Raw genomic sequence first — 26,130 nt, 5'->3', positions numbered from 1 at the left:
AGTGGAATCCCGCCCTGGCTTCGCATAACGAACTACCGTTTCGAAAGAGGTCTAATATACCCACAGCCCTTGAAGTTGCCGCTAGGCTGCCAGGGGGTGAGACCGATGAGCGTAGATAAACTACCTAATGAGGCGAACACCCGCAGCCAACAACGCGGCGGCTTCAAAGGCGAAGGGTATACAAGTAGATTTCACTCATACCCTATTTTGTAGTATGGTGACAGTAGCTGAATCAAGGAGAGCATTATGGCTATTAAATTAATTGCAATTGATATGGATGGAACCCTACTCGATCCAAATCATACTATTACTCCAGCGGTAAAACAGGCTATACATGACGCTAAACAAAAAGGAGTGTATGTCGTACTGACGACAGGGCGATCTTATATCGGAGTACAAAAACATCTACATGAATTGAATTTACATAATGAGCATAATTTTTGTATCACCAGTAATGGCGCACTGGTACAAAAAGCCATGACTGGGGAATGTATATCACAGGAGACGCTGAGTTTTGCCGATTATCTCGAATTAGAAGCATTGGCACGAAACTTAGGGGTGCATTTCCATGCTATTGATTTTGATTGTTTATACACCGCCAATCAAAATGTTAGCAAATATACGTTGCATGAGGTTGCACTGACCGGTATTCCGATGAAACGTCGTGCTGTCAGTGAAATGAATACCACATCACGTTTTCCTAAACTCATGATGGTTGATGAACCTGAAATATTAGATAACGCCATTGCCCGCATTCCGGAAGATGTACATAAACGCTTTACTTTTGTAAAAAGCGCAGCGCATTTTCTAGAAATTTTGAATAAACAAGCCAATAAAGGCGCTGGGGTGAAAATACTGGCAGAGCACCTTGGCATTGCTCAAGAAAATGTTATGGCATTGGGCGACCAAGCTAATGATAGCGAAATGATCCATTATGCAGGTATCGGTGTCGCCATGGGAAACGCCATTCCCGAACTGAAAAAAATAGCCCAATATACCACCCACAGCAATGCAGAGGACGGTGTTGCGCACGCAATTAAAAAATATGTTTTGAATTAAATCCTAACTGATTCAGTCATATCGATATGCTATAAGAGCTGCTTAAATGGCACTTTAATTATATTTAATAGGGATAATATGGTTACTCTTCATACCAATCACGGTGATATTGTTATTAATACTTTTAATAATAAGGCTCCCATTACCGTGGAGAATTTTTTACAACATTGCCGCCAAGGATTTTACAACGATACTATTTTTCATCGTGTTATCAATGGATTTATGATCCAAGGTGGTGGCTTCAAGCCAAAGATGCAAGAAAAAAAAACACAGCCTTCAATCAAAAATGAAGCGAATAACGGCCTAAAAAATACTCGGGGCACGCTGGCAATGGCGCGAACCAATGATCCACATTCAGCCAGCACTCAATTTTTTATTAATGTTGTTGATAATGATTTCCTAAATTTTCGGTCAGAAAAAACTAATGAGTGGGGCTACTGTGTTTTTGCAGAAGTGACCGCAGGTTTGGATGTGGTTGATAAAATAAAAGAAATGGTAACCGGCTCTCACGGTATCCATCAAGATGTGCCGAAAGAAGATGTCATCATTACACATGTCACTTGCAGTGAATAACTTTACAGCATGAGCACGATTTTTATTGCAGATTTACATCTTAGCGTTCAGCGCCCTGAGATTACCGCTAATTTTATGCGTTTTTTACAACGTGAAGTGCTTCATGCTGATAGTTTATATATTTTGGGTGATCTTTTTGATACCTGGATTGGTGATGATGACCCCGAGCCACTACACAGACAAGTGGCCGGGGCATTAAAATCGCTACAACAACAAGGTGTTCCTTGCTATTTTATTCACGGTAATCGGGATTTTTTGATCGGCAAAAATTTTGCTGCCGAAAGTAAAATGACGTTGCTCGCGCAAGAAAAAATCGTGACCTTGTATGGTCGTAAAATCTTACTATTGCATGGTGACACTTTATGTATTGACGATATTGCCTACCAACGTTTTCGCCGTGTAGTACATAATCCAGTAATTCAGCGTTTTTTTTTGTGGTTACCTTTTCATCTCCGTTACCATATTGCAATGCAGTTACGTCATCGTAGCCAACAAAGTAATAGCGATAAATCGGAAACCATTATGGACGTGAATCAACAAGCCGTTATTGATGCATTACAACGTTACCATGTTGATTGGATGATTCACGGACATACCCACCGTCCTGCTATCCATTCTATTGAATTGTCAATAACAACATCACCGATAAAAACCGTTCATCGAGCCGTATTAGGGGCATGGCATAATGAAGGCTCGATGATTAAAGTCTCTCCAGAAACCATTGAGTTGATCCGCTTTCCTCTATAATCCTCTTTATCATGTCTCACAGCCAATAAACTGAAACTGTGAACTTATTCACAACATATAATGTATTGTTGAAAGTTTGGCTAATATTTTGCGAACCGTTTTCACGTTTTTATCTTCCACTCTGAATTTATCATTTACCTGATCTACAATGGCCACATGAAAACCCATGTTGCAATAAAACCAATCAAAATCAACCACCTTATCGTAAAACAAAAAGGTATTAGCCTAATCGAATTAATGCTTGTTATTTTTTTGGCTAGCCTAATGGCGATTTGGGGTGGAAAAAATTGGTATCGCTATCAACAACGGGAACGTTTGGTGATGAGTGCACAACAGCTGCTATCTTTTCTCACTCAGATTAAAGCTGATGCTGACTGGAGTAACCGTACTATTTCGCTGTGGATACACCAGGCTAATGGATCCTGTGTTGGCAGTGGCGGCATAGGGAAAAGATCCTGTGAGGAAAAAAATAATAAGGTATATGCCCCAGCTTATAACGATATTTTATTAAATACCTTTGCACAAAATGAAATGGGATTTTATGGACGGCGCAATACAGCCCAGCCCGGACACTTTGTTCTCTCTAATTCAGCAGGACGTATTCGGCTAGTTATATCAAATCGGGGCAGAATGAGACTATGTAGTGAAAATAAATCGATAGCAGGCATTACCGCCTGTCGTTAACCAAAACCAGAAGAGCATACGACGGGTCACAATTAGAGAAAATAAAATTGTGTATAAATTTAATCTATACCAGCAGCTAATAACGCAACGGCTTCAAAGGCAAAAAATATATCAACGTAATACAGGATTCACATTACCAGAGATAATGATAGCGTTGAGTTTTGGTAGTTTGATTTTATTGAGCGCGGTAAAAATTTATCCACAATTTCGCCAGCAAGTTTCAATCCTGTATCAGCATTACCGACTTGAACAGATAATGAGACAAGGCATCTTTACTATTGAAAAAGATTTACGGCGGGCAGGATTTTGTAAAAAAAAATGTTACGGATCGGCAATAACCCTTAGTCAATATCGAGGTGAAATTGAAAATTCCTGCATAATCATTGCTTATGATCTTAATCGTAATGGCTACTGGGAAGAAGAAGGGCATGAAAATTCTGAATATTTTGGTTATCGGCTACACAATGGATCCTTAGAGGCGCAGCGAGGCGGCAAAACTTGTTTTGGTAATGGTTGGGAAAAACTATTTGATCCACAAGAAATCCAAATAACCCATTTTACAATCACAGATTTAAACGATTTAACACCAGGGAATTTATTCAAATTGCAACTTTCCGGTCATTCAGTACGCAATCCCAGGATTCAGTTGCAGATAAACAGTGTAATTAATGGTAAAAATTTATGAAATCACTGTACATACCCAATGAATTTCGCGTTACGGCAAGGTGGCAATCAATCGAATCCCCGAAGTATATAGCCTTCGTCTTTGAAGTTGCCGCTAAGCGGCCAGGGCGACCGACCGATGAGCGTAGACAACTAGGTAATTCGGGCGAACACCCGCAACCAACAATACGGCGGCTTCAAAGGCAAAGGGTATATCAGCAAGGTAGCTGCATTCTAATAACTGTAATGATATTTTTTACGTTGAGCCTACTGCTATTAACGGGGCTACACCGTCAATTAGAATATGCTATTCGCATTACTCATCACGAACAATCTTACCTACAAGCTTACAACCAAGCAGCTTCGTCACTGAGCTGGGGGATAACTCGCCGTTGGCCACTTAAATCCTTGCAATATAACAAGTCGCGATATTACGGAAAATGGACGTGTGAAACACAAGCATTCCATGGCCTCAAAGCCTGCATTAAAGCAGCGGCAGCCTCTAACCTACTATGGTTAAAAGGAGAAGGCACGGTGCCCAACCAAACTCAAAAGATTGTTTTATACCAACAGGTTGCTCCGGTAATAGATCCTTCTGCTATAGAACTGCAAAAAGTAGTGGGTATTGCACAACGGTGGCTTGATTTTTGTCCAGAGAGAGATGAAAAATTTTGTGCCGACTAATTAAAATATTTTATATACCCAATGAATTTCGCGTTACGGCAAAGCGGCAATCAATCGAATCCCAGGAGTGTATCCCCTTCGTTTTTGAAGTTGCCTTCGGCTGCCAGGGCGACCGACCGATGAGCGTAAATAGACTACGTGATTCGACGAGCACCTGCAGCCAACAACGCGGCGGCTTCAAAGACGAAGGGGATAGTCAGGATTTTTATAATCAAAAACGGGTAATACCGAAAAAAAATAGGCGATTGACATACCAGCAAGGTTTCAGTCTACCAGAAGTCGTTATTGCAGCTTTATTACTCTCAGTATCTTTACTTGGACTACTGCAATACCAACAAACATTACTACAACGTTTTCAGCAGCAATGGCAACTAAGACAAGCGTGGTCACTCGCCCAACAAAACATTGAAATTTTAACCAATAAAGATACATTTCTGTCTGGAGCTCAGCTACCAGAGCCTGCCAAAAATTGGCAATACACTCAGAGTAGAGAGCCGCTCGCTGAAGATTGTATAAAACTAAATGTTAGGGTTACCACGCCACAAAAGCAAAATGTCAATTTGAGTCGCTGGTTTTGTGGTTCAGAAAAATAAGTTGAGTATCTTAAAGACGGTTAACTAGGCTGGATGTAGCCAGCTTGGGTGGGTAGTTGATCCGTGATCCCGTTCACTATCCATATCAACCAGTTCAACATTAAAATCAGTGCATATACCCTTCGCCTTTCAAGTTACGGCTTTGTTGTCTGCAGGTGCTCGCCGAATCACGTAGTATGTCTACGCTCATCGGTCTCACACCCTTGCCGTAACTCGAAATTCATTGGGTATACATGGGTTTACTAAGGCTAATATCAGTTTCATTTTTCATAGACCAAAGTATAATCACCGGAATGCAACGACTACAAGCCTTCAAATTCCAGTTAAGGCTGAATAGTCATCAGGAGAGTGATATGCCACGCTTTGCAGAGGGGGCTTATCGTTTTGTTTTCAACCACGCTCAAAACCATGAGGAAGGAAACAAGTACATCCACACCAAAATGGCCTCATGGCGTATAGAGTGGAAAGCCTCACTGACAAGTGGTTGAAAGAAGCACCGTCTTAACCTTTGCAGCAAGCGTTAAAAGACCTTGAACACGCCTATAAAAACTAACGTGCTTTCATGTCCCACGGTTTAAAAAACACAGGCAAAATGATGCATTCCGCTATCAAAGGGCGAAGGGTATATAGCCGAATCAGTCTAATTTGATTCTGTGTCGTCGTCGCTTGCCGTACTATTTGTATTGTCTGCGCTCCTCCGCCTTGAATCAAATTAGACTGATTCGGCAATATTATATTTCGTGGCGAGGTATGTCGCGTTGGCTTGTGGGAGAGATGGCATCTTTAGGCCGCTCGATGAAGCAGGAGTCCGCCGAAGTGAGTCAGATTTCGGTCTGAACGCTGTGGGAATCATCACCCTTTAGGGCGAGGAGGATATCAATGATTCTGGTTCATTTATCATATTTGACGCAGCTTTAATGCCAGCCATATTGTCATCACCGAAAGTCCAGTATCTTTAGTGGCATTGAGGAGAATAATTGAAAGACTACATCCAAAATCAAGATAAACTTAAGTGATTAGTCGGTGTTGCCCCACTTTCTACCAAAATAACTCGCTATGGGCGGAGGATTTTGCGCAAACATTTTAAATGTTATCCGTACGTTAAATATTTAAATAAAAGGTTGCCGTAATTAAAAATGATAGTTAACATTTCTGCTTTGTTTAGCTTTTCGTCTGATAAGATGGGGTTGATAAGCCATGCTTTATATAATGAATAGCAGGAGGATTGGGTAAATGCACAATAAGGTTGGTGTGCTCATGGTTAATCTGGGTACGCCTGATATGCCCACAGTGCCTGCTATCAAGCGTTATTTGGCACAATTTCTCAGTGATCACAGAGTTATAGACAGATCTCCTTGGCTATGGTGGCCATTGTTACATGCGGTGATTTTACCGTTTCGTGCGCCCCGCCTGGCTAAACTTTATCAATCCATCTGGATGGAAGAGGGTTCGCCATTGCTCGTCTACAGCCAACGGCAACAGAAAGCCTTGGCAGCGCGATTGCCTGATATTCCTGTTGAGTTAGGCATGAGCTACGGTTCACCCTGTTTAGCCAAGGCGATCAAAACGTTACTGTCACACGACCTGACTAAACTCATTATCTTGCCACTTTATCCACAATACTCCGCGACAACCAGTGCTGCCGCTTGGGACGCGGTTGCCAATATTTTAAAAAGCTACCGCCGTCTACCCTCGATTCAATTTATCCGTGATTATGCCGAGCATCCAACCTATATTCATGCGTTAAAACAAAGTGTTGAACGTTCATTTAACCAACACGGTCAACCAGATAAATTAATGCTTTCGTTTCATGGTATTCCTAAGCGTTATGCAAAACTGGGTGATGATTATCCACATTGTTGTGAACATACCTTCCGTGCGCTGAGCGCTGCTTTAACACCTTGGTCAGAAGATAAAATGATTATGGCCTATCAATCACGCTTTGGTCGTGAGCCTTGGTTAATGCCCTATACTGATAAAACGTTAAAAAAATTACCGGCTCAAGGGGTGAAACATATTCAAGTTATTTGCCCAGGATTTGCCGCCGACTGTTTAGAAACCTTAGAAGAAATCAAACAACAGAACCGTGGGATATTTCTAAAAGCGGGTGGAGAAAAGTTCGAATATATCCCGGCATTAAATGACCAATCAGCGCATATTGATTTGTTACAGCAGTTGGTAGCTGAAAATATATTATAAAAAATAATAGATGTGTGTTATCTCACCGAGCCAAATTGTCTTCGGTTTGGCGGATAATGGCTTTATTCAGCCTCTTAATAATCCAGCTTCTATGTGTATACCCAATGAATTTCGAGTTACGGCAGGCGGCAAGGGCGACCGACCGATGAGCGTAGACATACTACGTGATTCGGCGAGCACCCGCAGCCAACGCCGCCGTAACTTGAAAGGCGAAGGGTATAAACTTGCCCCTCTAGTCGTTAACCGACTGTCTTTATTACCTCTGCGATGCGATTTGCTAACAATCTCACTTGCTTTTCATCTTTATCAGCTTCAACCATCACTCTAATTAATGGCTCAGTACCTGATTTACGTAACAACACACGTCCTTGGGCTGCTAAATCAGCTTCAATTTGTTTGGTTACCTCGGTCACTGCCGCTGATTCCAATGGGTTATGATGCCCTGAAAAATGCACGTTGACCAAAATTTGGGGCAATAGTTTTATATCACGACAGAGATCATGCAAACTCATCTTGTTACGCACCATGGCAGTCAGCACTTGCAAACCGGCTACAATGCCGTCCCCTGTGGTGGTGTGATCTAACAAAATGACATGACCCGAGTTCTCTGCTCCCATTCGCCAGCCGTTTTCATTCATTTTCTCTAGTACATGGCGGTCACCCACTTGCGAGCGTATAAAAGGGATACCCAATTTTTTTAGCCCTCGCTCTAACCCCATATTACTCATCAATGTCCCTACTACCCCTCCTTCTAATTGCCTTTGACGTAATTTCTCGCGAGCGATAATGAAAAGAATTTGGTCACCATCTATTCTATTCCCCTTATTATCGACCATTATTAGTCGATCACCATCACCATCAAACGCCAATCCTAAATCGGCTTCTTCTTTAATAACATGTTGTTGCAATAAGAGGGTATTAGTTGCACCGCATTCTTCATTAATATTCACGCCATCGGGTTCAGCATTGATGGTAATGACGGTCGCGCCCAATTCTTCTAATACAATAGGGGCAATATGATAGGTTGCTCCATGGGCACAATCGACGACAATTTTTAAATTATTCAGGTTAAGTGCATTCGGAAATGTTACTTTACAAAATTCGATATAACGCCCTGCCGCATCGACAATTCTACTGGCTTTACCTAATTCAGCTGATTTAACGCAAGTCAGAGGTTTTTGCATTTCTACTTCAATAGCCTCTTCTATTTCATCAGGCAATTTCGTTCCATCAATCGAAAAAAATTTAATGCCATTGTCATCGAAAGGATTATGAGAGGCTGAAATAACGATACCGGCTTCAGCCCGAAAGGTTCGGGTCAAATAAGCGATGGCAGGTGTTGGCATCGGGCCAGTCAGTAATGTCGATAACCCCGCTGCCGCCAAACCGGCTTCCAGCGCAGATTCCAACATATAACCGGAAATACGGGTATCTTTGCCGACAATTATTTTACGAGAGCCATGGCACGCAAGTACTTGACCAGCCGCCCATCCGAGCTTTAATACAAATTCAGGGGTAATCGGCGCCTCGCCAACTTTGCCACGAATGCCATCGGTACCAAAGTATTTACGGTGATTTGTCATTAATTTTGTTCCTTCGATATCAGTGTTGCTTTGACGATATGCATTGCCTCAACGGTTTCCTTAACGTCATGCACTCTAATAATTTTTGCTCCTTGCATCGCTGCGATCACCGCACAAGCGATACTGCCTGTAACCCGCTGTGCGGGGGGAGCCTTGACTAATTGTCCTACCATCGATTTTCTTGATATCCCGACTAATAACGGCAAATTAAAATGATGAAATTTTTCTAGCTGTGCTAATAGTTGGTAGTTATGTTCTAAACTTTTCCCAAAACCAAAACCGGGATCCAGTATTAATTTCTCTTGTGCGATACCCGCCGTTGTACAGCTTTTGATACGTTGCTGGAAAAATTGATTTATTTGATCAAATAAATTTTCATAATTGGGCGCTACTTGCATATTATCCGGTGTACCCTGCATGTGCATGAGACAAACCGGTAGACCGGTTGCTGCCGCTGCCTCCAATGCCCCTGGTTCTTGTAGTGCCCGTACATCGTTGATTAAGTGAGCGCCATTCTTAGCGGCTTCAGTGATAACCGCTGCCTTAGAAGTATCAACAGACAGCCAAATTTTACGCTTTATTACTAGCTCCTCTGTTGCTAAACACTTAATCACGGGGATCACGCGATCAAGCTCTTCTTTTACACTCACAGGTGTTGCCCCTGGTCGAGTCGATTCACCACCAATATCAATCAAGGTTGCGCCTTCTGTGATCATCATTTTGGCATGTTGTAATGCATTATCGAGGCTACTGTATTGTCCTCCATCGGAAAATGAATCAGGAGTGACATTCAATATACCCATGATTTGCGGTTGGCTGAGATCTAAGACCTGATTTTTAGCAGTTAACTTCATAAAGTTTCACTCTATTTAAGATTTGTCAGTTAAGTATTTTCTTATTTAATTGACATCCTCTCCGCCCTAAATGGCGAGGATCCCTACCGCGTTCAGACGAAAGCCTAACACACCTCGGTGGGTTCCTGCTTCCTCGAGCGGCAAAACTGCCATCTATCCACAGGTTAATACGGCATGCCCTGACGCTAAAATATTACGTGCACCGTTGATATCGGCGTTCTCTGTATATCCGCACTCCAGACACTTAAACTTACTTTGGGACTGCCGATTTTCTTTCGCTGTATATCCGCAGTAAGCACATTTCTGGCTGGTGTAGGCCGGATTAATGGCAAGCACCTGACCTCCTCACCAAAGCTGCTTGTACTTAAGTTGCCGGAGGAGTTCATACCAACCCTAGGCCTGTTGCCTAATAATGGATCATGTGCTTATTAAGCAACATAGAGGCTCTAAAACGGCCTCTAAGCGACTTTCTCACACTAGATAATACAAAAACGACCTCAAAAAATGCCCAAAAAACGTTCTTTTTTTATTAAGCAACAGGTCTCCTATTCTAATATCGAACGGTTCAAGCCTGATTTAGCGCGGATGTTGCACCCGGGTTGGCTAACCGTACCCGCCGCTGATTTTGACATGTTGGCCACCTTCAAGTCTTCAATGACGATCATCGCGTGGTTTTTGCTGATTGTCGTGCTGACTTTATGAAGGTAGTCGCGGCGGATGTTATAGTCGAATCAGTTTAATGTGATTCTGTGTTGTCGTCGCTTGCCGTACTATTGTACTGTCTGCGCTCCTCCGTCTTGAATCAAATTAAACTGATTCGGCTATACTGATATGCGAATGCAGGTTTTGTACTTGCCATTTGGCCTTTTTCCAGTTGTTGCTGAATTTTACCTTTCGGCTCATTTCACGCTGGCGCTTGGCGAGTTTTTTCTGGTTAGATTTAAAACTGTTCACCGGTTCAAAAATAGTGCCATCTGACAATGTCACTAACTTTGCTATGCCTGCATCCAGCCCAATCATCGACATTGAGGTATGAGCCGGTTCGAAAACCTCATATTCTGTCTGAATACTGACGTACTATTTGCCGCAGGACTGGCTGACCGTGACGTTTTTAACAACACCTACAACCTGGCAGCTGTTGCGATAGCCTATCCAACCTAACTTTGGCAAAAACAGACGGCTATACCCTTCACCTTTGAAGCCGCCGTGTTGTTGGCTGCGGGTGCTCGCCTTCATGGTATGTCTACGCTCATCGGTCGGTCGCCCTGGCTTGCCTAGCGGCGACTTCAGAGGCGAAGGGTATATTTGTTTGATCGAGTTTCATCCCCTGCGGATAGCGAAAGGCGTCACCTTGTCCGCGTTTTTTGAATCGCGGAAATGCAGCGCGTTGCTGGAAAAAGTTTTTTGAGCACGGCAATAAAATAACAGCCTTGGGAATTTTTCGCCCAAAGCCATTATTTAACTCAACAATATTTATTAAAATGATCTCATCAGTATTACGATAGAGGATTGCTGGTATCCGGTGTAGGTGAGTCATCTACGGACATCGGTTTTTTAGGGAGATCATCGTTATCAGACGGTTTATCCTTTGTTACCTCATCCCAACCGGCCGGTACACGAATTACTGGTTCACGGTTCATCAGGTCGTCAATCTGGGGCGCATCGATGGTTTCATATTTCATCAAGGCCGCTTTCATCGTATGTAAAACATCCATATTTTTCATTAATAAGCTACGAGCACGTTGATAATTACGCTCGATAATCAGTTTGACTTCTTGATCGATAATTCGCGCGGTTTCATCAGACATATGCTTTGCTTTTGCTACCGAACGGCCTAAGAATATTTCGCCTTCTTCTTCTGCATACAATAAAGGCCCCAATTTTTCGGAAAAACCCCATTGGGTTACCATATTACGTGCGATAGAAGTGGCAACTTTAATATCATTTGAGGCACCTGTAGAAACCTTCTCCGTACCATAGATGAGCTCTTCAGCGAGGCGTCCGCCGTATAAAGTAGATATTTGGCTTTCCAACTTCTGACGGCTAGCACTGATAGCATCTCCTTCCGGCAAGAAGAAAGTTACGCCAAGTGCACGCCCGCGCGGAATAATGGTGACCTTATGTACCGGGTCATGTTCTGGTACCAAACGACCGATTATCGCGTGTCCCGCTTCATGATAGGCGGTAGCTTCCTTTTGTTCTTCAGTCATCACCATTGAGCGCCGCTCTGCACCCATCATAATTTTATCTTTGGCTTTTTCAAACTCAACCATAGAAACCGCATTTTTATTGCTACGAGCGGCAAAGAGGGCGGCTTCATTCACTAAATTAGCTAAATCAGCACCAGAAAAACCAGGAGTACCACGGGCAATAACTGATGCATCCATATCAATTTCAAGTGGTACACGGCGCATATGTACTTTTAAAATTTGTTCACGACCCCGCACATCAGGTAGCCCCACCACCACTTGGCGATCAAAACGGCCAGGGCGCAGCAATGCTGGATCAAGCACATCAGGGCGATTGGTTGCGGCGATCACGATAATACCTTCATTACCTTCAAAGCCATCCATCTCGACCAACATTTGATTTAGCGTTTGTTCACGTTCATCGTGCCCTCCGCCTAATCCTGCCCCTCGCTGCCGACCCACCGCATCGATTTCATCGATAAAGATAATACAGGGCGCGGTTTTTTTTGCTTGCTCAAACATATCACGGACACGTGACGCGCCGACCCCGACAAACATTTCAACGAAATCAGAGCCGGAAATAGTAAAGAAGGGGACTTTGGCTTCTCCAGCAATAGCTTTTGCCAGCAAAGTTTTACCGGTTCCTGGCGGTCCCACCATCAAGACGCCTTTCGGAATTTTACCGCCTAGCTTTTGAAAACGCCCAGGATCACGTAAGTATTCAACCAGTTCACTGACTTCTTCTTTTGCTTCATCACAACCTGCAACATCTGAAAAAGACGTTTTTATCTGATCTTCAGTCAACATGCGTGCTTTGCTTTTGCCAAAGGACATGGCACCTCTGCCCCCTCCGCCTTGCATTTGACGCATGAAGAAAATCCAGACTCCAATTAACAACAGCATCGGGAACCAGGAAATAAAAATAGAGGCCAATAAACTTTGTTCTTCTGGTGGTTCTCCAGCAACTTTTACATTTTTTGCCAATAAAGTGTCTAATAGCTTAGGATCATTGACAGGTATAAAGGTCGTATATCTGCTGTTATCTTTCTTTTTAACGTTAATTTCACGCCCATTTATCCGTGTTTCACGAACCTGATCTTGGATTACATCAGACATGAAAGTAGAGTAATCTACTCTACGCCCATTTGATTCGTTGGGACCAAAACTCTGGAATAAAGTCATCAATACAACTGCGATAACTAACCAGAGTATTAGGTTTTTCGCCATGTCATTCAAGGGATTAACCTCATATTACAACTGTGTTAACAAACAGCGGTTAGGGTACTATAGTTTTCGTCCCGTCGCTACAATGTACACTTCACGTGATCGTGCACGTGAAGCATCTGGCTTACGAACTTTAACCTTCATAAATAGGGAACGAATTTCCCGTAGGTATTCATCAAAGCCACTTCCCTGCAACACTTTCACCAAAAAACCACCGCCCGGTGCAAGTATAAAACGACACATATCTAATGCTAATTCAACTAGATACATCGCTCTCGGTATGTCAATTTCTGGAGTGCCGCTCATGTTTGGCGCCATATCAGACATCAATACTTGAACTTTTTTATCGCCTACTCGCTCAAGCAAAGCATTTAATATAGACTCATCACAAAAGTTACCTTGAAGAAAATCTACTCCGACGATGGGATCCATGGGCAATATATCACAGGCAACAACACGCCCCTTTTCTCCGACCTGGCTGACAGCGTATTGTGACCAGCCTCCAGGGGCGGCACCTAAATCAACGACAGTCATTCCCAGTCTAAAAAGTTTATCACTTCGTTGTATTTCATCAAGTTTAAACCAGGCACGTGAGCGCAGCCCTTTTTTCTGTGCCTGCAATACATATTTATCGCTAAAATGTTCTTGTAACCAGCGGCTAGAGCTAGCAGAACGCTTTTTATTAGCCATGCTATTTTCCAACTATCATTATTCACAAAACATTTTATTAATATCTTCCTCAGCCTAACGGTTAGAGAAGTAAAACCCATTTAGGATAAATTTCCGACAACAAGATAGGACATTAATCTCACATATACGCTAGATTGGAGTAAAGCGCTTTGGCATCTGCTTAAGATGGCGTTAGAATACGCCGTTTTCAATCCTAATTTAAGTAAAAAAGACAATGAATTTAAATAATAAACAAAAACAACACTTGAAAAGCCTCGCTCATCCACTAAAACCGGTGGTGATGATTGGCAATAATGGACTAACCAAAGCGGTGTTAGCAGAAATTGAACAAACACTAGAACATCATGAAATTATCAAGATAAAAATTACTACTGAAAAACGTGAAACTAAATCCAACATCGCTGATACCATTGTTGATAAAACCAACGCAACTATCGTGCAAATTATTGGTAATATTCTTGTCCTTTATCGCCCGGCTAAAGTTCGTAAGATAGTGTTACCACGTTAATGATTACCATTTTATATCTTTGTTTATACCGTTTGCTTTTGAAGTTGCCGCCTTGCCGTAACTCGAAATTCATTGGGTATATTTAGGGGCTATCGCAAAATGGATACGTTTGTAGAGTCAATTCTGTTTTCCTGTATTGCGGCAGCCTCTGAAAGGTCGGGCTTTACGGCGCGTCGGATAAATATTCTACTGCAATAATGTCATATTCGATGTCACCACCTGGTGTTGTAATCACCGTCGTATCATCGATCTGTTTACCGATCAAACCACGCGCCATGGGTGAGTTGACCGAAATTAAATTTTGTTTAGCATTAGCTTCGTCATCGCCAACAATACGATAAATATACTCTTCATCTGTAGCAATATTAAGGACAGTCACTGTTGATCCAAAAATTATTCTGCCATTATTGACTATTTCAGTGACATCTATTACTTGAGCATTAGACAGTTTAGTCTCAATTTCTTGAATGCGGCCTTCGCAAAATCCTTGTTGCTCGCGAGCAGCATGGTACTCTGCATTTTCTTTTAAATCACCGTGTGCGCGTGCCTCAGCAATAGCAGTAATGATCTCCTGACGCCGCTTATTTTTTAAATATTCCAACTCTTTACGCAATTTTTCCTCGCCACAAACCGTCATCGGAATCTGTGCCATAGCTTATTACCTCTAACATCGATTTTATTTTATACCCTTCGCCTTTGATGTTGGCTTCGAGTGTTCGCCGAATCACGTAGTATGTCTACGCTCATCGGCCTCATCCCCTGGCCGCTAGCGGCAACTTCAAAGGCAAGGGGTATAACAGTCATTACAAAAAAACAGTCAGAGCCAATTACTTTGGAGTAAAATACACCTGATTTTTTTGGAATTCATTTTAACGTAGAGTTCTTTTGTAATCACCGTTTAATTTCAAATAGACTTTTAGTTTTCACTCTTATCCTGTTGTAGCATGCTATTATTTATTACACTTTTAAATATTTGTGCTGCCACCCTTAACCTAGCGTTTATGAAAATTACCTACCTGTCACAAATTGTGAATAGATTGGCTTATACCGTTACGATAGTGATGCTGTGTTGTAATATGCGTGTTCATGCGGAGCCCATTGAAAGCTATATACCCTCTCTTCCTGATGGTGCCAATCTTGCGCTGATAGTACAGAAAATAGGTTCCAAAACCCCGCTTATAAATTACCATGCTGATCGTATGGCATTACCCGCCAGTACGCAGAAAGTATTAACAGCACTTGCGGCTTTATTACAACTGGGAGCTGATTTCCGTTTTACAACGACATTAGAAAGTCCTGCCATTGTCACCAATGGTGCGCTGTCGGGCGATTTGATTATCCGTTTTAGTGGTGATCCGACGTTAACTCGTCAGCAATTACGCGATATGATCACCACACTTAAAAAGACAGGTATCCGGCGGATCACCGGCAATTTTATAGTCGATACCTCTGTTTTTTCTAGTCATGACATGGCGCCAGGTTGGTCTTGGAACGACACGGTTCAATGTTTTAGCACCCCACCTGCTGCTGCTATTGTTGATCGTAACTGTTTTTCTGTTTCTCTCCAGAGTGCACAAGATCCCGGTAATACAGCATTTGTTGAGCCTTATTCTTATCCTGTACAAGTGTCTAGTGAAGTTCGCACTTTGGCTAAAGGATCAGTGGAGGCACAATATTGTGAACTAGACATCGTTCCGGGTGAATTAAACCAGTTTACCCTCCGAGGCTGTTTGACACGGCGAGAGGATCCCATACGTCTTGCTATAGCCATACAAAATGGCGCCAGTTATGCCGGTGCAATTATCAAAAATGAATTAAAAAAAGCCGGTATTCAACTTGATGGTCATTTACGGCAGCAAACTATCGCTGCAACAACTTTTTTAAATAAGAGTAAGCCAACAAATAACATATTGGCACAAGTTCAGTCAGCGCATTTGCCCCAATTGCTAAAAGCCATGTTGAAGAAATCAGATAATTTAATCGCCGACAGTATTTTTCGCACTATAGGTCATCAACGTTTTGGTGTACCTGGAACCTGGAGAGCGGGTGCCAATGCAGTTCGGCAGGTATTAAGAGAAAAAGCGCGTATTGATTTGGGTAATAGTATTGTGGTGGATGGATCAGGCTTATCGCGTCACAATTTGCTTTCCCCTACCACTATGATGCAAGTATTACAATATATTGCTCAGAATGATAAGAAACTGAACATTATTTCAATGTTACCTTTATCAGGTCATGATGGGACTTTGCTCTATCGAGGCAGCCTGCACGAAGCAGGGGTTACTGGCAAAGTTTCAGCTAAAACAGGCGCGTTACAAGGTGTTTATAATTTAGCGGGTTTTATCACCACCGCCAGTGGACAACGTATGGCCTTTGTACAGTTTTTGTCGGGGTATGCTGTACCTCCTGAAGCACAACGTAATCGGCGGGTACCCTTGCTTCGCTTTGAAAGTCGTCTTTATAAAGATATTTATAAAAATAATTGAGTCTTAGAGCCTATTCGAAATTGAGCATTTTGGGCACCGCGTAACGTAGAACTCGTGTCACACAGTAGATTATGCCGGAAGTCTAAAATATCAGCGAGCACAAGAGATTGCGAACAGGCTCTTAGCGCTTATTTTAAATCTTGTTTAACAAGGCTAAAAAAGATGACATGATCGCTCTATTACAAGCACTCTGCCGTGATAATGAGGAGAAAATATGAGCACGGAAAGCCCTATGATTATTTTATGCCGAGTTGTGGCATGTACAGTGGTGGCTTTATGGTTGGTTGGTTGCAGTAATAACGTCACCACCCCTGCTCCGATTAGGGCGGCCAGTAATAAAAATGTGATACAAAAATCAGCTGAGAGAAAAAAAACACCCCAGGGTGTCATTAATAAATCCGTCATTGATAAGACTCCAGTTAAGAGCCCTATCATCTATAATCGTAGTTACGATACTATCCCTAAAGGAAGCTACAACGGTGATACTTATACCGTGAATCATGGTGATACTTTGTTTTATGTTGCCTGGATAACGGGAAATGATTACCGTGATTTAGCCAGTAAGAATAATATTGCTGAACCTTATCACCTCAACGTTGGGCAATCCATTAAATTAGGCAATGGATCCGAGCCAAAAACCTCATCTCCTCTCTCGAATAAAATACCAGCCACAACAATTGATTTTGAATCAACTAACAGGTACTCTGCAAATCCAAGTAAACAAAATGTTGGTACAATGTTACCAAAAAGTTCCGTTTTTGTTGCTAAATCAGCTATTAGCACACCAAACTCTCCTAAAGAAGAGGCTAGTAATCACAAAGCTATGGTCGAATGGAAATGGCCAGCCGACGGAAAAATCATCGGCAACTACGATCCAAACGGTAATAAAGGAATAGAAATCGCAGGTAAGCGCAACCAGTCTATATTTGCGGCGGCTAAGGGCAGGGTCGTCTATTCTGGCAACGCGCTACGTGGTTACGGTAATTTGATCATCATTAAACACAGTGATGATTATCTCAGTGCTTATGCTCACAACGATGCAATATTGGTCAAAGAAAAACAAGAAGTCGTAGCAGGGCAAGAAATAGCAACCATGGGTAATACGGGAACCCATTCAGTTAGATTGCATTTTGAAATTCGTTATCAAGGGAAATCCGTCAACCCGCTGCGTTATCTCCCGCAGCGATAAATTGGACAGAATGTGTTGAAATTCTGTTCTCGGTGTCACTGCTAGGAGCAGCATATGAGTAAAAATACGCTGAAAGTTAACGAGTTACATGAGGAGCCTGATTTTGATGAAGAAAATTCGGCTCTCGGAATGTTTGATGAAAAATCATCAATGGAAGATGAAATTCTTGAAGATGAATTGGAAGAAGATGATCTGCTGCTACAAAATGTTACTCAACGTGTGTTGGATGCAACCCAACTCTATCTTGGTGAAATTGGCTATTCGCCGTTGTTGACTGCGGAAGAAGAAGTTTATTTTGCAAGGCGTGCATTGTGTGGTGATCAACAATCACGGCGACGAATGATAGAAAGTAATTTACGGCTGGTAGTCAAAATTGCGCGACGTTACGGTAATCGTGGTTTAGCGTTGCTTGATTTAATTGAAGAAGGGAATCTTGGTCTGATTCGTGCAGTAGAAAAATTTGATCCTGAACGTGGCTTTCGTTTTTCGACCTACGCCACCTGGTGGATACGTCAAACGATTGAGCGGGCAATTATGAACCAAACCCGAACGATTCGCTTACCCATCCATATTGTAAAAGAATTAAATGTTTATTTGCGTACTGCTCGTGAACTTGCTCATAAATTGGATCATGAACCGAGTGCTGAAGAAATTGCTGAGCAACTCGATAGACCGGTGGATGATGTGAGCCGTATGCTACGTCTTAATGAACGTATCACTTCAGTTGACTCTCCATTAGGGGGAGATTCAGAAAAGGCGTTATTAGATATCCTTTCCGACGATAGTGAAAATGGACCAGAAGATACGACGCAAAATGATGACATGAAGCACAGTATCGTTAAATGGTTATTTGAACTTAATGCAAAACAACGAGAAGTATTGGCTCGTCGTTTTGGTTTGTTGGGATATGAAGCGGCAACGCTTGAAAATGTTGGCAAAGAAATCGGATTAACCCGTGAACGTGTTCGCCAAATACAAGTTGAAGGGCTACGCCGTCTACGTGAAATTCTACAAACCCAGGGTTTATGCATTGAAGCATTATTTAGGCAATAATTTTACTGTCCTGTGATCACCGCTCGCGGATGAATAAATTAAAATCGTGTAGTAACATCATTTTAATTCGCTTCGTCGAGCGTGGCCATTTGATGGATGTTATTTTCTGATCTTCTGTTAGTCGTATTTATTTGAGCCTGTTCGAAATTTTTTTTAGCTAAAGAAATCGAGCCTCATGTCCTGCGTGATTTTGACACCCTCCCCATGATAAATAACAGGGATGCCTACAACACTCAGATTGAGATCTGACTTGCCTCAGTGGCTTCCTGTTTCATAGAGCGATCTAGTCTCTCCACAGGCTTAAAACCCTGCATTTCCTGTGGTATTCATTGCTGTCGTAGCTATGTCGAAGAGCTTTCGCTGTTAGTCGCTGCATTTTAACACAGTGTAGGCCGACTCAATTGAAAATACCTTTTAGCATGTTAATATGATGAGACTGTTTCAATGAATACTGAACATGTTCAGGATAATACAAGTTCGCAAAAAATGACGGTGAAAACTAATGATAATGAAAACTCAACTACGCCGTCGTGATGTGCAACTTGAAGCGCATCTTCCTCGACTTCATTCATTATTGCGTCGTTTATATGTCTCGCGTGGTGTCAAAGAAACACAAGAGTTAGAACGGGGAGTCAAAGGTTTGCTGTTATGGCAGCAATTGGCGGGAATTGATACCGCGGTCGATCTATTACAACAGACGATGGAGACAGGTCAGTGTATCGTTATCGTTGGAGATTTTGATGCTGATGGTGCAACCAGTACTGCGTTGGCGGTGTTGGCACTGCGCAGTATGGGGGCAAAGGATGTGAAATACTTGGTGCCTAACCGTTTTGAAGAAGGTTACGGACTGAGCCCCATGATAGTCGAGCGCGTAGCCCGCCAAAATGCAGCATTGATTGTTACGGTAGATAATGGCATTTCTTCTCATGCCGGTGTCGAATTAGCGCATCAAAAGGGAATACGCGTTCTAGTGACGGATCACCATCTGCCAGGAGAAACTTTACCCAACGCCGACGCTATCATCAATCCCAATTTAAAACATTGTTGCTTTCCTTCTAAGTCTCTTGCTGGGGTAGGGGTGACATTTTATTTGATGTTGGCATTACGTGCTCGACTCAAAAATGAAGGGTGGTTTGCAGTAAAAACACTACCGATACCTAATTTAGCTGAATTACTCGATTTAGTGGCTTTAGGCACGGTGGCGGATGTGGTTCCATTGGACAGTAATAATCGTATTTTAGTACATCAAGGTTTGAGCCGTATCCGCGCCAAAAGATGTCGGCCTGGCATCCAAGCTTTATTGGATGTTGCTAAGCGAGATGCCAAAAATTTAGTCGCTAGTGATTTAGGTTTTTTTCTTGGTCCACGACTCAATGCGGCAGGGCGCTTAGATGATATGTCGATTGGCGTTGAGTTGTTATTGAGCGACGATCCCCTCGCAGCTCGGATATTAGCGGAAGAGCTAAATACTCTCAATCAGGAAAGGCGTGAAATCGAACAAGGGATGCAACTAGAAGCATTAGCATTGTGTAATGCCTTAGAAGACCCAAATCACATACTGCCTTATGGTATTGCTATGTATCATAAAAAATGGCATCAAGGTGTCGTTGGCATTTTAGCATCCCGTATTAAAGAACGCTTTCATCGCCCCGTTATCGCTTTCGCGCCTGCCGGCGATGGGATGTTAAAAGGCTCTGGCCGATCGATCATGGGTTTACATTTGCGTGATGTATTAGAGCAGCTGAATACACAAAACCCTGGGTTGATATCAAAATTTGGCGGCCATGCGATGGCGGCAGGATTAATGCTGGCAGAAAATAAATTTGAAGAATTCCGTCAGCGCTTTGCAGATTTGGTTGCCGGATGCTTGGATGCATCCCAGCTTGAAGGGGTCATTTGGTCTGATGGTGAACTTTCTATCGACGAATTGTCACAAGAAACCGCGGAGTTATTGCGTGAAGCCGGCCCTTGGGGTCAAGCTTTTCCTGAGCCGATTTTTGATGGTCAATTTCGTATTTTGCAACAACGATTGGTCGGTGAACAGCATCTAAAATTAATATTGCAATCGGTGTTAGGGGGGCCTCTACTCGATGGCATTGCGTTCAATATTGATACTAAATTATGGCCGAATAGCGCCACTGTAGCAGCAAATCTGGCTTATAAATTAGATATTAATGAATTTAAGGGCAGAAGAAAATTGCAGCTGTTAGTACAACAACTTTGGCCTGTTTGACCACACAAAAATAGTACGGTTAAAAAGGGAGTGAATAGCGCCCCTTCGTAACAGATTTAAGCACCTATTCGAAATCTTCTTGAGCGACGCTCAATTGATGAAAAAATTTCGAACAGGCTCTAACGCTCTTCATGTTGAGCTTGGTGTAACAAGTAATGCCACATATTAAATACCAATCTTTGATCCGGAGGCGATAACTCACCGGCCTTCACTGCTTTTTCTAAACTACGTTTTACCCGAATATGCAGCTGTTCAACAGAATGTTCACCATGCTCTTTTGCTTGCGCAACCGCAAGCGTAACATGGCCACATAAGTAACCACTGGCAAATAAATTATCAGTGTCAGCATATTCCACCATATCATCGATTTGAGCTAAAATTCGCGTTTCAAATTTTTCGAGCATATCTCTCTTCCTTAAAATGTATTGCGGCCAGCGGCGGTGTTTGATAAAACAGTTGCAACGCGCGGATAAAGTACTGAGCACGAGGAGCAATCCCATATTGTAAATATGACAATACCTGTTGACGAACACGATGTTGGAAAGCGAGCCGATCCGGCTCACAGTCTCCTTGCAGATTGTCACAACTCACGTTAAAAGGAAAATCCGACGCCACACAAAATAACCATTCTAGCGCTTGAGGTTTTATCTCCACATTTTCAAATTGATGTTGGGTTTGAAGATCACGTCCATCTGGACAATACCAATAACCATAATCAACTAATTGTCGACGTTTTTCTCCAGCAATACACCAATGAGCCACTTCATGCAGAGCACTCGCATAAAAACCATGCGCAAAAATCACCCGATGATAGGGTGTTGTTTCATCGGCCGGTAGATATATCGGTTCGTCATCTCCCTTTAATAATCTGGTATTGTCACTATTGGCAAAGCATTGATTAAAAATAGTGATTAATTGTTGATAATGATGGATCACCATGGCTCTCCACATTGTGCTCTTTGACGTAATACATGATCCATTAACACAGTGGCTACCATCGCCTCAGCGATAGGAACGGCGCGAATGCCAACACAGGGGTCGTGGCGCCCACCGGTAATAATAGTGGCTGCCTCACCCTGATGATTAATTGTGCGCCCAGGGATCCTAATACTTGAAGTCGGTTTTAACGCGATGTGGCTCACCAGTGCTTGCCCAGTACTAATACCGCCTAAGATCCCCCCGGCATGATTACTGGTGAAACCTTGGGGCATTATTTCATCACGATTTTCACTGCCTTTTTTGCTAACCACCGCAAAACCGGCTCCTATCTCAACACCCTTTACTGCATTAATACTCATCAATGCATGCGCTAAATCCGCATCGAGGCGATCAAAAACAGGTTCACCTAAACCAACAGGCACATTGTCAGCAATGATGGTCACTTTAGCGCCAATAGAATCCCCCTCTTTTTTCAGGGTTCGTATCAACGTATCGAGTTCAGCTATTTTGCTTTCGTCTGGACAAAAAAAGGGATTTTGTTCGACAAAATCCCAATCTTTTAATTCACAGTAAAGGGTGCCCATTTGCGCTAAGTAGCCTCGTACTTTTACCCCAAATTTTTGAGATAAATAATGTTTAGCAATGGCACCGGCGGCAACACGCATGGCGGTTTCACGAGCAGAGGAGCGGCCTCCCCCTCGATAATCACGAGTGCCGTATTTTTTCTGATAGGTAAAATCAGCATGCCCAGGGCGAAAAATATTTTTAATAGAGTTGTAATCCTGTGGACGTTGATCGGTATTTTCAATCATTAATCCAATACTGGTTCCCGTTGTTTTCCCTTCAAACACCCCAGACAAAATACGAATTTGATCCAACTCACGTCGGGGAGAAGTGTAACAAGAGCCGCCAGGCCGACGACGGTCAAGTTCCCGTTGTAAAATCTCTTCGGTTAGGGTAAGACCCGGGGGAACACCGTCAACAATCCCTCCTAAGGCGGTGCCATGAGACTCGCCAAAGGTCGTAACACGAAAGAGTTGCCCAATGCTGTTGCCTGCCATCAGAGTGCCTTATTTATCACGATATACCCTTCGCCTTTCAAGCCACGGCGGCGTTGGCTGCGGGTGTTCACCCGAATTACGTAGTATATCTACGCTCATCGGTCTCACCCCCTGGTCGCCTTGCCGTAACTCGAAATTCATTGAGTATAGCAACTGAAATAATGATGATATTGCTGCAATTGTTGTTTAGTGAGCATGAAGACACCGTCACCGCCATGTTCAAAAGTTAACCAGGTGAACGCTACATCCGGATATTGTCTGATTAAATGCATCATACTATTACCCACTTCACAAATTAACACCCCATCATCTTGTAAAAAATCGGGAGCCCAAGCCAAGATCCGAAGCACTAATTCCAGACCATCCTCCCCTGCCGCTAAGCCCAATTTAGGTTCAAAACAAAATTCTGGCGGCAAATTTGCCATATCTTCAGTATCGACATAAGGCGGATTGGTGACAATAAGATCATATTGAATCGGCGGCAAGGCGTGAAATAAATCAGAAAGGATCGGAGTCACTTGCTGCTCGACAGCGTGCTGCTGAATATTGTATTCGGTTACTGCTAAAACCTCCTCTGAAATATCGACCGCATCGATGTCTGCTTGTGCAAAGGCATGGGCACAAGCAATAGCGATACAGCCACTGCCAGTACAGAGATCCAAAATATGTTTAGGTGTGCGCGGTAATAAAGTAGCAAACTTTTTGTTGATTAATTCACCAATGGGTGAACGTGGTACTAAAACCCGTTCATCAACATAATACTCCCTCTCGCAAAACCACGCTTGATGAGTCAAATAGGCCACAGGGATACGTTCATCGACCCGCCGGTTTATCCGCTCGATAATTAGCCGTCGTTCACTTAATGTTAAACGGGAAGAGCGGATCTCTGTCGGCATTTCTATTGGTAAATATAAAGTAGCCAAAATCAGTTGTAGTGCTTCATCCCAGGGATTATCAGCGCCGTGGCCATAATAAAGATCGGCGCTATTAAATCGGCTCACTGCCCAACGCAACATATCTCCAATGCTGTGCAGTTCTCTTACCGTGTCATCGATCGCCATTTTATTCAATTTTTCAGCTCTCCTCGTTCCATTAGCCGCTATTTTGAAACAGTCACCAACGAAGTCAAGGGCTATGAGCATGGCATACAAGTTTCTACCTGGTTGAAGCCGAAAAAATGATACATAATAAATTGAACATGCTGGAGCTAACTTAACGCAATGGGAAAAAACATGTTACAGGTCTATCTTGTTCGCCACGGTGAAACACAATGGAACGTTGCACAGCGCATTCAGGGGCAATCTGATAGCCCCCTGACGCTTGAAGGGGAAAGACAAGCAAAGTTAGTCGCTAACCGCGTTAAAATCGAAAAAATTACTCATATTATTAGCAGCGATTTGAACCGTGCGAAGCAAACCGCAGAAATTATTGCGGCGGCCTGCGGTGGTCTCCAGATAACCACAGATTCGCGTTTGCAAGAACTGGATATGGGCGTATTAGAAGGGCGAGAAATTAAAAGCTTGACCGAAGAAGAAGAGAGATGGCGTAGAAGCATAGTGGAGGGGAGCGTAGATGCTAGCATCCCCGAAGGAGAATCCATGGCAGCACTGGCGACCCGTATGCACGCTGCTCTGGAAAGTTGCCTTGCTCTACCGGATGACAGCAAACCATTACTAGTAAGTCATGGTATTGCACTAAGCTGCTTAATCAGTACTCTTCTTGGTTTACCTGCATACTCTCGCCGACGTCTGCGACTACGTAATGGTTCATTATCCCGTATTGATTATCAAAAGAGTTCCTGGCTTGCTGAGGGTTGGATTATTGAAAGTACGGGTGATACTTCGTATCTTACTGATTATCGCACTTCCACAAAGTAGGAACCATCATCGCCATTAGAGTCTATTCATCGATAGATGATAATTTTATTGAGTAAAATCACCACAAAAGCGATAGCCTTCACCGTGAACGGTCACGATAATTTTCGGCGTGTCTGATATCGACTCGAAGTATTTACGGATGCGTCGGATGGTGACATCTACTGTGCGATCATGCGGTTTGAGCTCACGCCCCGTCATTTTTTGCAATAATTCATCTCGAGATTGAATTTTGCCAGGATTTTCACAAAAGTGCAGTAAGGCACGGAATTCACTACGTGGCAATTTATAATGTTTCTCTGTCGGGCTAATTAGTGAACGGCTATTAATATCCAGTTTCCAACCATTGAATGTGTAGCCTTCAATTATTTTACTTTCTTCATTTACGGTTCCCAATCTCATGGTTCGCGAAAGCAGATTACGCGTCCGGATAGTCAATTCACGTAGATTGCAAGGTTTTGTGATGTAGTGATCCGCTCCAATTTCTAAACCGAGCATCTTATCTATTTCATTATCACTGCCCGTTAAGAAAATTAAAGCAACGTCAGCTTGTTCACGTAGTTCTCGAGCAAGTAGCAAGCCGTTTTTACCGGGCAGATTGATGTCCATTATCACTAAATTAATCTGATTGCCAGATAGGATATGGTGCATTTGTTCTCCATCAATGGCTTCATGAACAATATAGCCTTCCGCCTCGAAAATGCGCTTTAATGTCTTACGAGTGACTAACTCGTCTTCTACGATTAGAATATGCGGGGTTTGCATGTTTACTACCTAAGAGCAAGATTGCCAACAAAACTATATTTCAAAAGCATATTTTAAAACTACCTTGTAAAACAGTATGTTGTTGATAGATACCAGGCTTGATTGTAGCACGTTAACACTTTTGTGAAAAACCCTTAGAAAAGTTTTAAGAAAATAAATGGATACATAATATTAATAATTAATGAATTATGTTTAAGTGTTTATACAAAAACAAAGAAAAAATAGGCTCGAAGAATATACCCACAGTCCTTCAAGTTGCCGCTAGGCGGGATCAGGGTGT

General features: G+C 42.7%; 28 protein-coding genes and 5 pseudogenes. 17 read left to right on the top strand and 16 right to left on the bottom strand.

Features of this window, described 5'->3' with window-relative positions; all coding sequences use genetic code 11:
- Positions 1-69: 69 nt before the first annotated feature.
- The 11 genes and pseudogenes from AACL30_RS07005 (at position 70) to AACL30_RS06955 (ending at position 7,530) form a co-directional block, all read left to right on the top strand.
- On the top strand, positions 70-213 hold the full coding sequence (locus tag AACL30_RS07005; protein WP_339058145.1) for a hypothetical protein: 144 nt from the start codon (positions 70-72) through the stop codon (positions 211-213).
- A gap of 33 nt (positions 214-246) precedes the next feature.
- Complete coding sequence (gene yidA, locus AACL30_RS07000) at positions 247-1,059, top strand: sugar-phosphatase (RefSeq protein ID WP_339058144.1); 813 nt, start codon at positions 247-249, stop codon at positions 1,057-1,059.
- A 78-nt stretch (positions 1,060-1,137) separates the two neighbouring features.
- Positions 1,138-1,632 carry a peptidylprolyl isomerase B gene (gene ppiB, locus AACL30_RS06995; RefSeq protein WP_339058143.1) on the top strand — a complete coding sequence of 165 codons (495 nt, stop codon included), beginning with the start codon at positions 1,138-1,140 and terminating at the stop codon, positions 1,630-1,632.
- 9 nt (positions 1,633-1,641) lie between these two features.
- Entirely contained in the window at positions 1,642-2,379 is a 738-nt protein-coding gene (locus tag AACL30_RS06990; RefSeq protein WP_339058142.1) for a UDP-2,3-diacylglucosamine diphosphatase, read from the top strand.
- Between the two features lie 156 nt (positions 2,380-2,535).
- Complete coding sequence (locus AACL30_RS06985; RefSeq protein WP_339058141.1) at positions 2,536-3,063, top strand: prepilin peptidase-dependent protein; 528 nt, start codon at positions 2,536-2,538, stop codon at positions 3,061-3,063.
- A 145-nt stretch (positions 3,064-3,208) separates the two neighbouring features.
- Positions 3,209-3,748 carry a prepilin peptidase-dependent protein gene (locus AACL30_RS06980; protein WP_339058412.1) on the top strand — a complete coding sequence of 180 codons (540 nt, stop codon included), beginning with the start codon at positions 3,209-3,211 and terminating at the stop codon, positions 3,746-3,748.
- Positions 3,745-4,410 (top strand): YgdB family protein, encoded by a 666-nt coding sequence (locus AACL30_RS06975; protein WP_339058140.1) that lies wholly within the window; start codon positions 3,745-3,747, stop codon positions 4,408-4,410. Before AACL30_RS06980 ends, AACL30_RS06975 begins: the two co-directional genes overlap by 4 nt.
- A gap of 224 nt (positions 4,411-4,634) precedes the next feature.
- The gene (locus AACL30_RS06970) at positions 4,635-5,003 is read left to right on the top strand and encodes a prepilin-type N-terminal cleavage/methylation domain-containing protein (RefSeq protein WP_422389598.1); all 369 of its coding nucleotides are present in this window, start codon (positions 4,635-4,637) and stop codon (positions 5,001-5,003) included.
- Between the two features lie 293 nt (positions 5,004-5,296).
- A pseudogene (locus tag AACL30_RS06965) lies at positions 5,297-5,612 on the top strand (helix-turn-helix domain-containing protein); the annotation flags it as partial.
- 624 nt (positions 5,613-6,236) lie between these two features.
- Entirely contained in the window at positions 6,237-7,202 is a 966-nt protein-coding gene (hemH, locus tag AACL30_RS06960) for a ferrochelatase (RefSeq protein ID WP_339058138.1), read from the top strand.
- A 10-nt stretch (positions 7,203-7,212) separates the two neighbouring features.
- On the top strand, positions 7,213-7,530 hold the full coding sequence (locus AACL30_RS06955) for a hypothetical protein (RefSeq protein WP_339058137.1): 318 nt from the start codon (positions 7,213-7,215) through the stop codon (positions 7,528-7,530).
- On the opposite strand, the gene glmM is transcribed toward AACL30_RS06955, so the two are convergent.
- The 8 genes and pseudogenes from glmM to rlmE all read right to left on the bottom strand — a co-directional run bounded on the left by glmM (position 7,442) and on the right by rlmE (position 13,742).
- Positions 7,442-8,785 carry a phosphoglucosamine mutase gene (gene glmM / locus AACL30_RS06950; protein WP_339058136.1) on the bottom strand — a complete coding sequence of 448 codons (1,344 nt, stop codon included), beginning with the start codon at positions 8,783-8,785 and terminating at the stop codon, positions 7,442-7,444. The genes AACL30_RS06955 and glmM overlap by 89 nt on opposite strands.
- Positions 8,785-9,639, bottom strand: coding sequence for a dihydropteroate synthase (gene folP, locus AACL30_RS06945; protein ID WP_339058135.1), 855 nt, complete (start codon positions 9,637-9,639; stop codon positions 8,785-8,787). Before folP ends, glmM begins: the two co-directional genes overlap by 1 nt.
- A 104-nt stretch (positions 9,640-9,743) precedes the next feature.
- Positions 9,744-10,035, bottom strand: a pseudogene (locus tag AACL30_RS06940) (zinc ribbon domain-containing protein); the annotation flags it as partial.
- Between the two features lie 152 nt (positions 10,036-10,187).
- A pseudogene (locus AACL30_RS06935) lies at positions 10,188-10,361 on the bottom strand (transposase); the annotation flags it as partial.
- 103 nt (positions 10,362-10,464) lie between these two features.
- Positions 10,465-10,821 (bottom strand): annotated as a pseudogene (locus AACL30_RS06930) (transposase); the annotation flags it as partial.
- Positions 10,822-10,942: 121 nt separating this feature from the next.
- Positions 10,943-11,044, bottom strand: a pseudogene (locus tag AACL30_RS16455) (hypothetical protein); the annotation flags it as partial.
- 91 nt (positions 11,045-11,135) lie between these two features.
- A complete protein-coding gene (gene ftsH / locus AACL30_RS06925; protein ID WP_339058134.1) occupies positions 11,136-13,064 on the bottom strand; it encodes an ATP-dependent zinc metalloprotease FtsH in 1,929 nt (642 codons plus the stop codon).
- A gap of 48 nt (positions 13,065-13,112) precedes the next feature.
- Positions 13,113-13,742 (bottom strand): 23S rRNA (uridine(2552)-2'-O)-methyltransferase RlmE, encoded by a 630-nt coding sequence (gene rlmE, locus AACL30_RS06920; RefSeq protein ID WP_339058133.1) that lies wholly within the window; start codon positions 13,740-13,742, stop codon positions 13,113-13,115.
- 214 nt (positions 13,743-13,956) lie between these two features.
- On the opposite strand from rlmE, the gene yhbY reads away from it, so the two are divergent.
- Complete coding sequence (yhbY, locus tag AACL30_RS06915) at positions 13,957-14,250, top strand: ribosome assembly RNA-binding protein YhbY (RefSeq protein ID WP_339058132.1); 294 nt, start codon at positions 13,957-13,959, stop codon at positions 14,248-14,250.
- A 163-nt stretch (positions 14,251-14,413) separates the two neighbouring features.
- Here yhbY and greA read toward each other — a convergent pair whose 3' ends face one another.
- Positions 14,414-14,902 (bottom strand): transcription elongation factor GreA, encoded by a 489-nt coding sequence (gene greA / locus AACL30_RS06910; protein WP_339058131.1) that lies wholly within the window; start codon positions 14,900-14,902, stop codon positions 14,414-14,416.
- A gap of 29 nt (positions 14,903-14,931) precedes the next feature.
- Positions 14,932-15,054, bottom strand: a complete 123-nt coding sequence (locus AACL30_RS06905; protein WP_339058130.1) for a hypothetical protein — start codon at positions 15,052-15,054, stop codon at positions 14,932-14,934.
- A 197-nt stretch (positions 15,055-15,251) separates the two neighbouring features.
- Here AACL30_RS06905 and dacB point away from each other — a divergent pair, with 197 nt between their 5' ends.
- The 4 genes from dacB to recJ all read left to right on the top strand — a co-directional run bounded on the left by dacB (position 15,252) and on the right by recJ (position 21,211).
- Positions 15,252-16,736 (top strand): serine-type D-Ala-D-Ala carboxypeptidase, encoded by a 1,485-nt coding sequence (dacB, locus tag AACL30_RS06900; protein ID WP_422389580.1) that lies wholly within the window; start codon positions 15,252-15,254, stop codon positions 16,734-16,736.
- A 214-nt stretch (positions 16,737-16,950) separates the two neighbouring features.
- Positions 16,951-17,925, top strand: a complete 975-nt coding sequence (gene nlpD / locus AACL30_RS06895) for a murein hydrolase activator NlpD (protein ID WP_422389579.1) — start codon at positions 16,951-16,953, stop codon at positions 17,923-17,925.
- 54 nt (positions 17,926-17,979) lie between these two features.
- Positions 17,980-18,978 (top strand): RNA polymerase sigma factor RpoS, encoded by a 999-nt coding sequence (gene rpoS / locus AACL30_RS06890; RefSeq protein WP_339058129.1) that lies wholly within the window; start codon positions 17,980-17,982, stop codon positions 18,976-18,978.
- A gap of 502 nt (positions 18,979-19,480) precedes the next feature.
- Positions 19,481-21,211 (top strand): single-stranded-DNA-specific exonuclease RecJ, encoded by a 1,731-nt coding sequence (gene recJ / locus AACL30_RS06885; protein WP_339058128.1) that lies wholly within the window; start codon positions 19,481-19,483, stop codon positions 21,209-21,211.
- A gap of 119 nt (positions 21,212-21,330) precedes the next feature.
- On the opposite strand, the gene AACL30_RS06880 is transcribed toward recJ, so the two are convergent.
- Genes AACL30_RS06880 through prmB form a run of 5 tightly spaced genes read right to left on the bottom strand, consistent with a single transcriptional unit; the run spans position 21,331 to position 24,281 of the window.
- Positions 21,331-21,615, bottom strand: a complete 285-nt coding sequence (locus AACL30_RS06880; RefSeq protein WP_339058127.1) for a YfcL family protein — start codon at positions 21,613-21,615, stop codon at positions 21,331-21,333.
- Positions 21,599-22,150 (bottom strand): elongation factor P hydroxylase, encoded by a 552-nt coding sequence (locus tag AACL30_RS06875; RefSeq protein WP_339058126.1) that lies wholly within the window; start codon positions 22,148-22,150, stop codon positions 21,599-21,601. The genes AACL30_RS06880 and AACL30_RS06875 overlap by 17 nt, the downstream gene beginning before the upstream one ends.
- Positions 22,144-23,211, bottom strand: coding sequence for a chorismate synthase (aroC, locus tag AACL30_RS06870; protein WP_339058125.1), 1,068 nt, complete (start codon positions 23,209-23,211; stop codon positions 22,144-22,146). The genes AACL30_RS06875 and aroC overlap by 7 nt, the downstream gene beginning before the upstream one ends.
- Before the next feature lie 9 nt (positions 23,212-23,220).
- Positions 23,221-23,352: a hypothetical protein gene (locus AACL30_RS06865; RefSeq protein ID WP_339058124.1), complete on the bottom strand. Its 132-nt coding sequence runs from the start codon at positions 23,350-23,352 to the stop codon at positions 23,221-23,223.
- Positions 23,349-24,281, bottom strand: coding sequence for a 50S ribosomal protein L3 N(5)-glutamine methyltransferase (gene prmB / locus AACL30_RS06860; RefSeq protein ID WP_339058123.1), 933 nt, complete (start codon positions 24,279-24,281; stop codon positions 23,349-23,351). Before prmB ends, AACL30_RS06865 begins: the two co-directional genes overlap by 4 nt.
- A 162-nt stretch (positions 24,282-24,443) precedes the next feature.
- Between prmB and gpmB the strand changes: the two genes are divergently transcribed.
- The gene (gene gpmB, locus AACL30_RS06855; RefSeq protein ID WP_339058409.1) at positions 24,444-25,088 is read left to right on the top strand and encodes a 2,3-diphosphoglycerate-dependent phosphoglycerate mutase GpmB; all 645 of its coding nucleotides are present in this window, start codon (positions 24,444-24,446) and stop codon (positions 25,086-25,088) included.
- Positions 25,089-25,133: 45 nt separating this feature from the next.
- Here gpmB and arcA read toward each other — a convergent pair whose 3' ends face one another.
- The gene (gene arcA / locus AACL30_RS06850; RefSeq protein WP_339058122.1) at positions 25,134-25,850 is read right to left on the bottom strand and encodes a two-component system response regulator ArcA; all 717 of its coding nucleotides are present in this window, start codon (positions 25,848-25,850) and stop codon (positions 25,134-25,136) included.
- Positions 25,851-26,130: the final 280 nt, after the last annotated feature.

Source organism: Candidatus Regiella endosymbiont of Tuberolachnus salignus (assembly GCF_964020115.1).
Classification (GTDB): domain Bacteria; phylum Pseudomonadota; class Gammaproteobacteria; order Enterobacterales; family Enterobacteriaceae; genus Regiella; species Regiella insecticola.
The sequence above is the reverse complement of the archived record's forward strand: the minus strand, read 5'-3'. Positions and strand labels throughout refer to the sequence as shown.

Bases quoted from the DNA above. Each gene is read 5' to 3' on its own strand.
- AACL30_RS06865 (WP_339058124.1), bottom strand. From the start codon at position 23,352: ATGAATTTCGAGTTACGGCAAGGCGACCAGGGGGTGAGACCGATGAGC.
- rpoS (WP_339058129.1), top strand. From the start codon at position 17,980: ATGAGTAAAAATACGCTGAAAGTTAACGAGTTACATGAGGAGCCTGAT.
- folP (WP_339058135.1), bottom strand. From the start codon at position 9,639: ATGAAGTTAACTGCTAAAAATCAGGTCTTAGATCTCAGCCAACCGCAA.
- recJ (WP_339058128.1), top strand. From the start codon at position 19,481: ATGATAATGAAAACTCAACTACGCCGTCGTGATGTGCAACTTGAAGCG.
- dacB (WP_422389580.1), top strand. From the start codon at position 15,252: ATGAAAATTACCTACCTGTCACAAATTGTGAATAGATTGGCTTATACC.
- nlpD (WP_422389579.1), top strand. From the start codon at position 16,951: ATGAGCACGGAAAGCCCTATGATTATTTTATGCCGAGTTGTGGCATGT.
- hemH (WP_339058138.1), top strand. From the start codon at position 6,237: ATGCACAATAAGGTTGGTGTGCTCATGGTTAATCTGGGTACGCCTGAT.
- glmM (WP_339058136.1), bottom strand. From the start codon at position 8,785: ATGACAAATCACCGTAAATACTTTGGTACCGATGGCATTCGTGGCAAA.
- AACL30_RS06955 (WP_339058137.1), top strand. From the start codon at position 7,213: ATGTGTGTTATCTCACCGAGCCAAATTGTCTTCGGTTTGGCGGATAAT.
- AACL30_RS06875 (WP_339058126.1), bottom strand. From the start codon at position 22,150: ATGGTGATCCATCATTATCAACAATTAATCACTATTTTTAATCAATGC.
- AACL30_RS06880 (WP_339058127.1), bottom strand. From the start codon at position 21,615: ATGCTCGAAAAATTTGAAACGCGAATTTTAGCTCAAATCGATGATATG.
- aroC (WP_339058125.1), bottom strand. From the start codon at position 23,211: ATGGCAGGCAACAGCATTGGGCAACTCTTTCGTGTTACGACCTTTGGC.
- yidA (WP_339058144.1), top strand. From the start codon at position 247: ATGGCTATTAAATTAATTGCAATTGATATGGATGGAACCCTACTCGAT.
- AACL30_RS06985 (WP_339058141.1), top strand. From the start codon at position 2,536: ATGAAAACCCATGTTGCAATAAAACCAATCAAAATCAACCACCTTATC.
- ppiB (WP_339058143.1), top strand. From the start codon at position 1,138: ATGGTTACTCTTCATACCAATCACGGTGATATTGTTATTAATACTTTT.
- AACL30_RS06980 (WP_339058412.1), top strand. From the start codon at position 3,209: ATGATAGCGTTGAGTTTTGGTAGTTTGATTTTATTGAGCGCGGTAAAA.
- AACL30_RS06975 (WP_339058140.1), top strand. From the start codon at position 3,745: ATGAAATCACTGTACATACCCAATGAATTTCGCGTTACGGCAAGGTGG.
- greA (WP_339058131.1), bottom strand. From the start codon at position 14,902: ATGGCACAGATTCCGATGACGGTTTGTGGCGAGGAAAAATTGCGTAAA.
- AACL30_RS06905 (WP_339058130.1), bottom strand. From the start codon at position 15,054: ATGACTGTTATACCCCTTGCCTTTGAAGTTGCCGCTAGCGGCCAGGGG.
- gpmB (WP_339058409.1), top strand. From the start codon at position 24,444: ATGTTACAGGTCTATCTTGTTCGCCACGGTGAAACACAATGGAACGTT.
- AACL30_RS06990 (WP_339058142.1), top strand. From the start codon at position 1,642: ATGAGCACGATTTTTATTGCAGATTTACATCTTAGCGTTCAGCGCCCT.
- rlmE (WP_339058133.1), bottom strand. From the start codon at position 13,742: ATGGCTAATAAAAAGCGTTCTGCTAGCTCTAGCCGCTGGTTACAAGAA.
- arcA (WP_339058122.1), bottom strand. From the start codon at position 25,850: ATGCAAACCCCGCATATTCTAATCGTAGAAGACGAGTTAGTCACTCGT.
- yhbY (WP_339058132.1), top strand. From the start codon at position 13,957: ATGAATTTAAATAATAAACAAAAACAACACTTGAAAAGCCTCGCTCAT.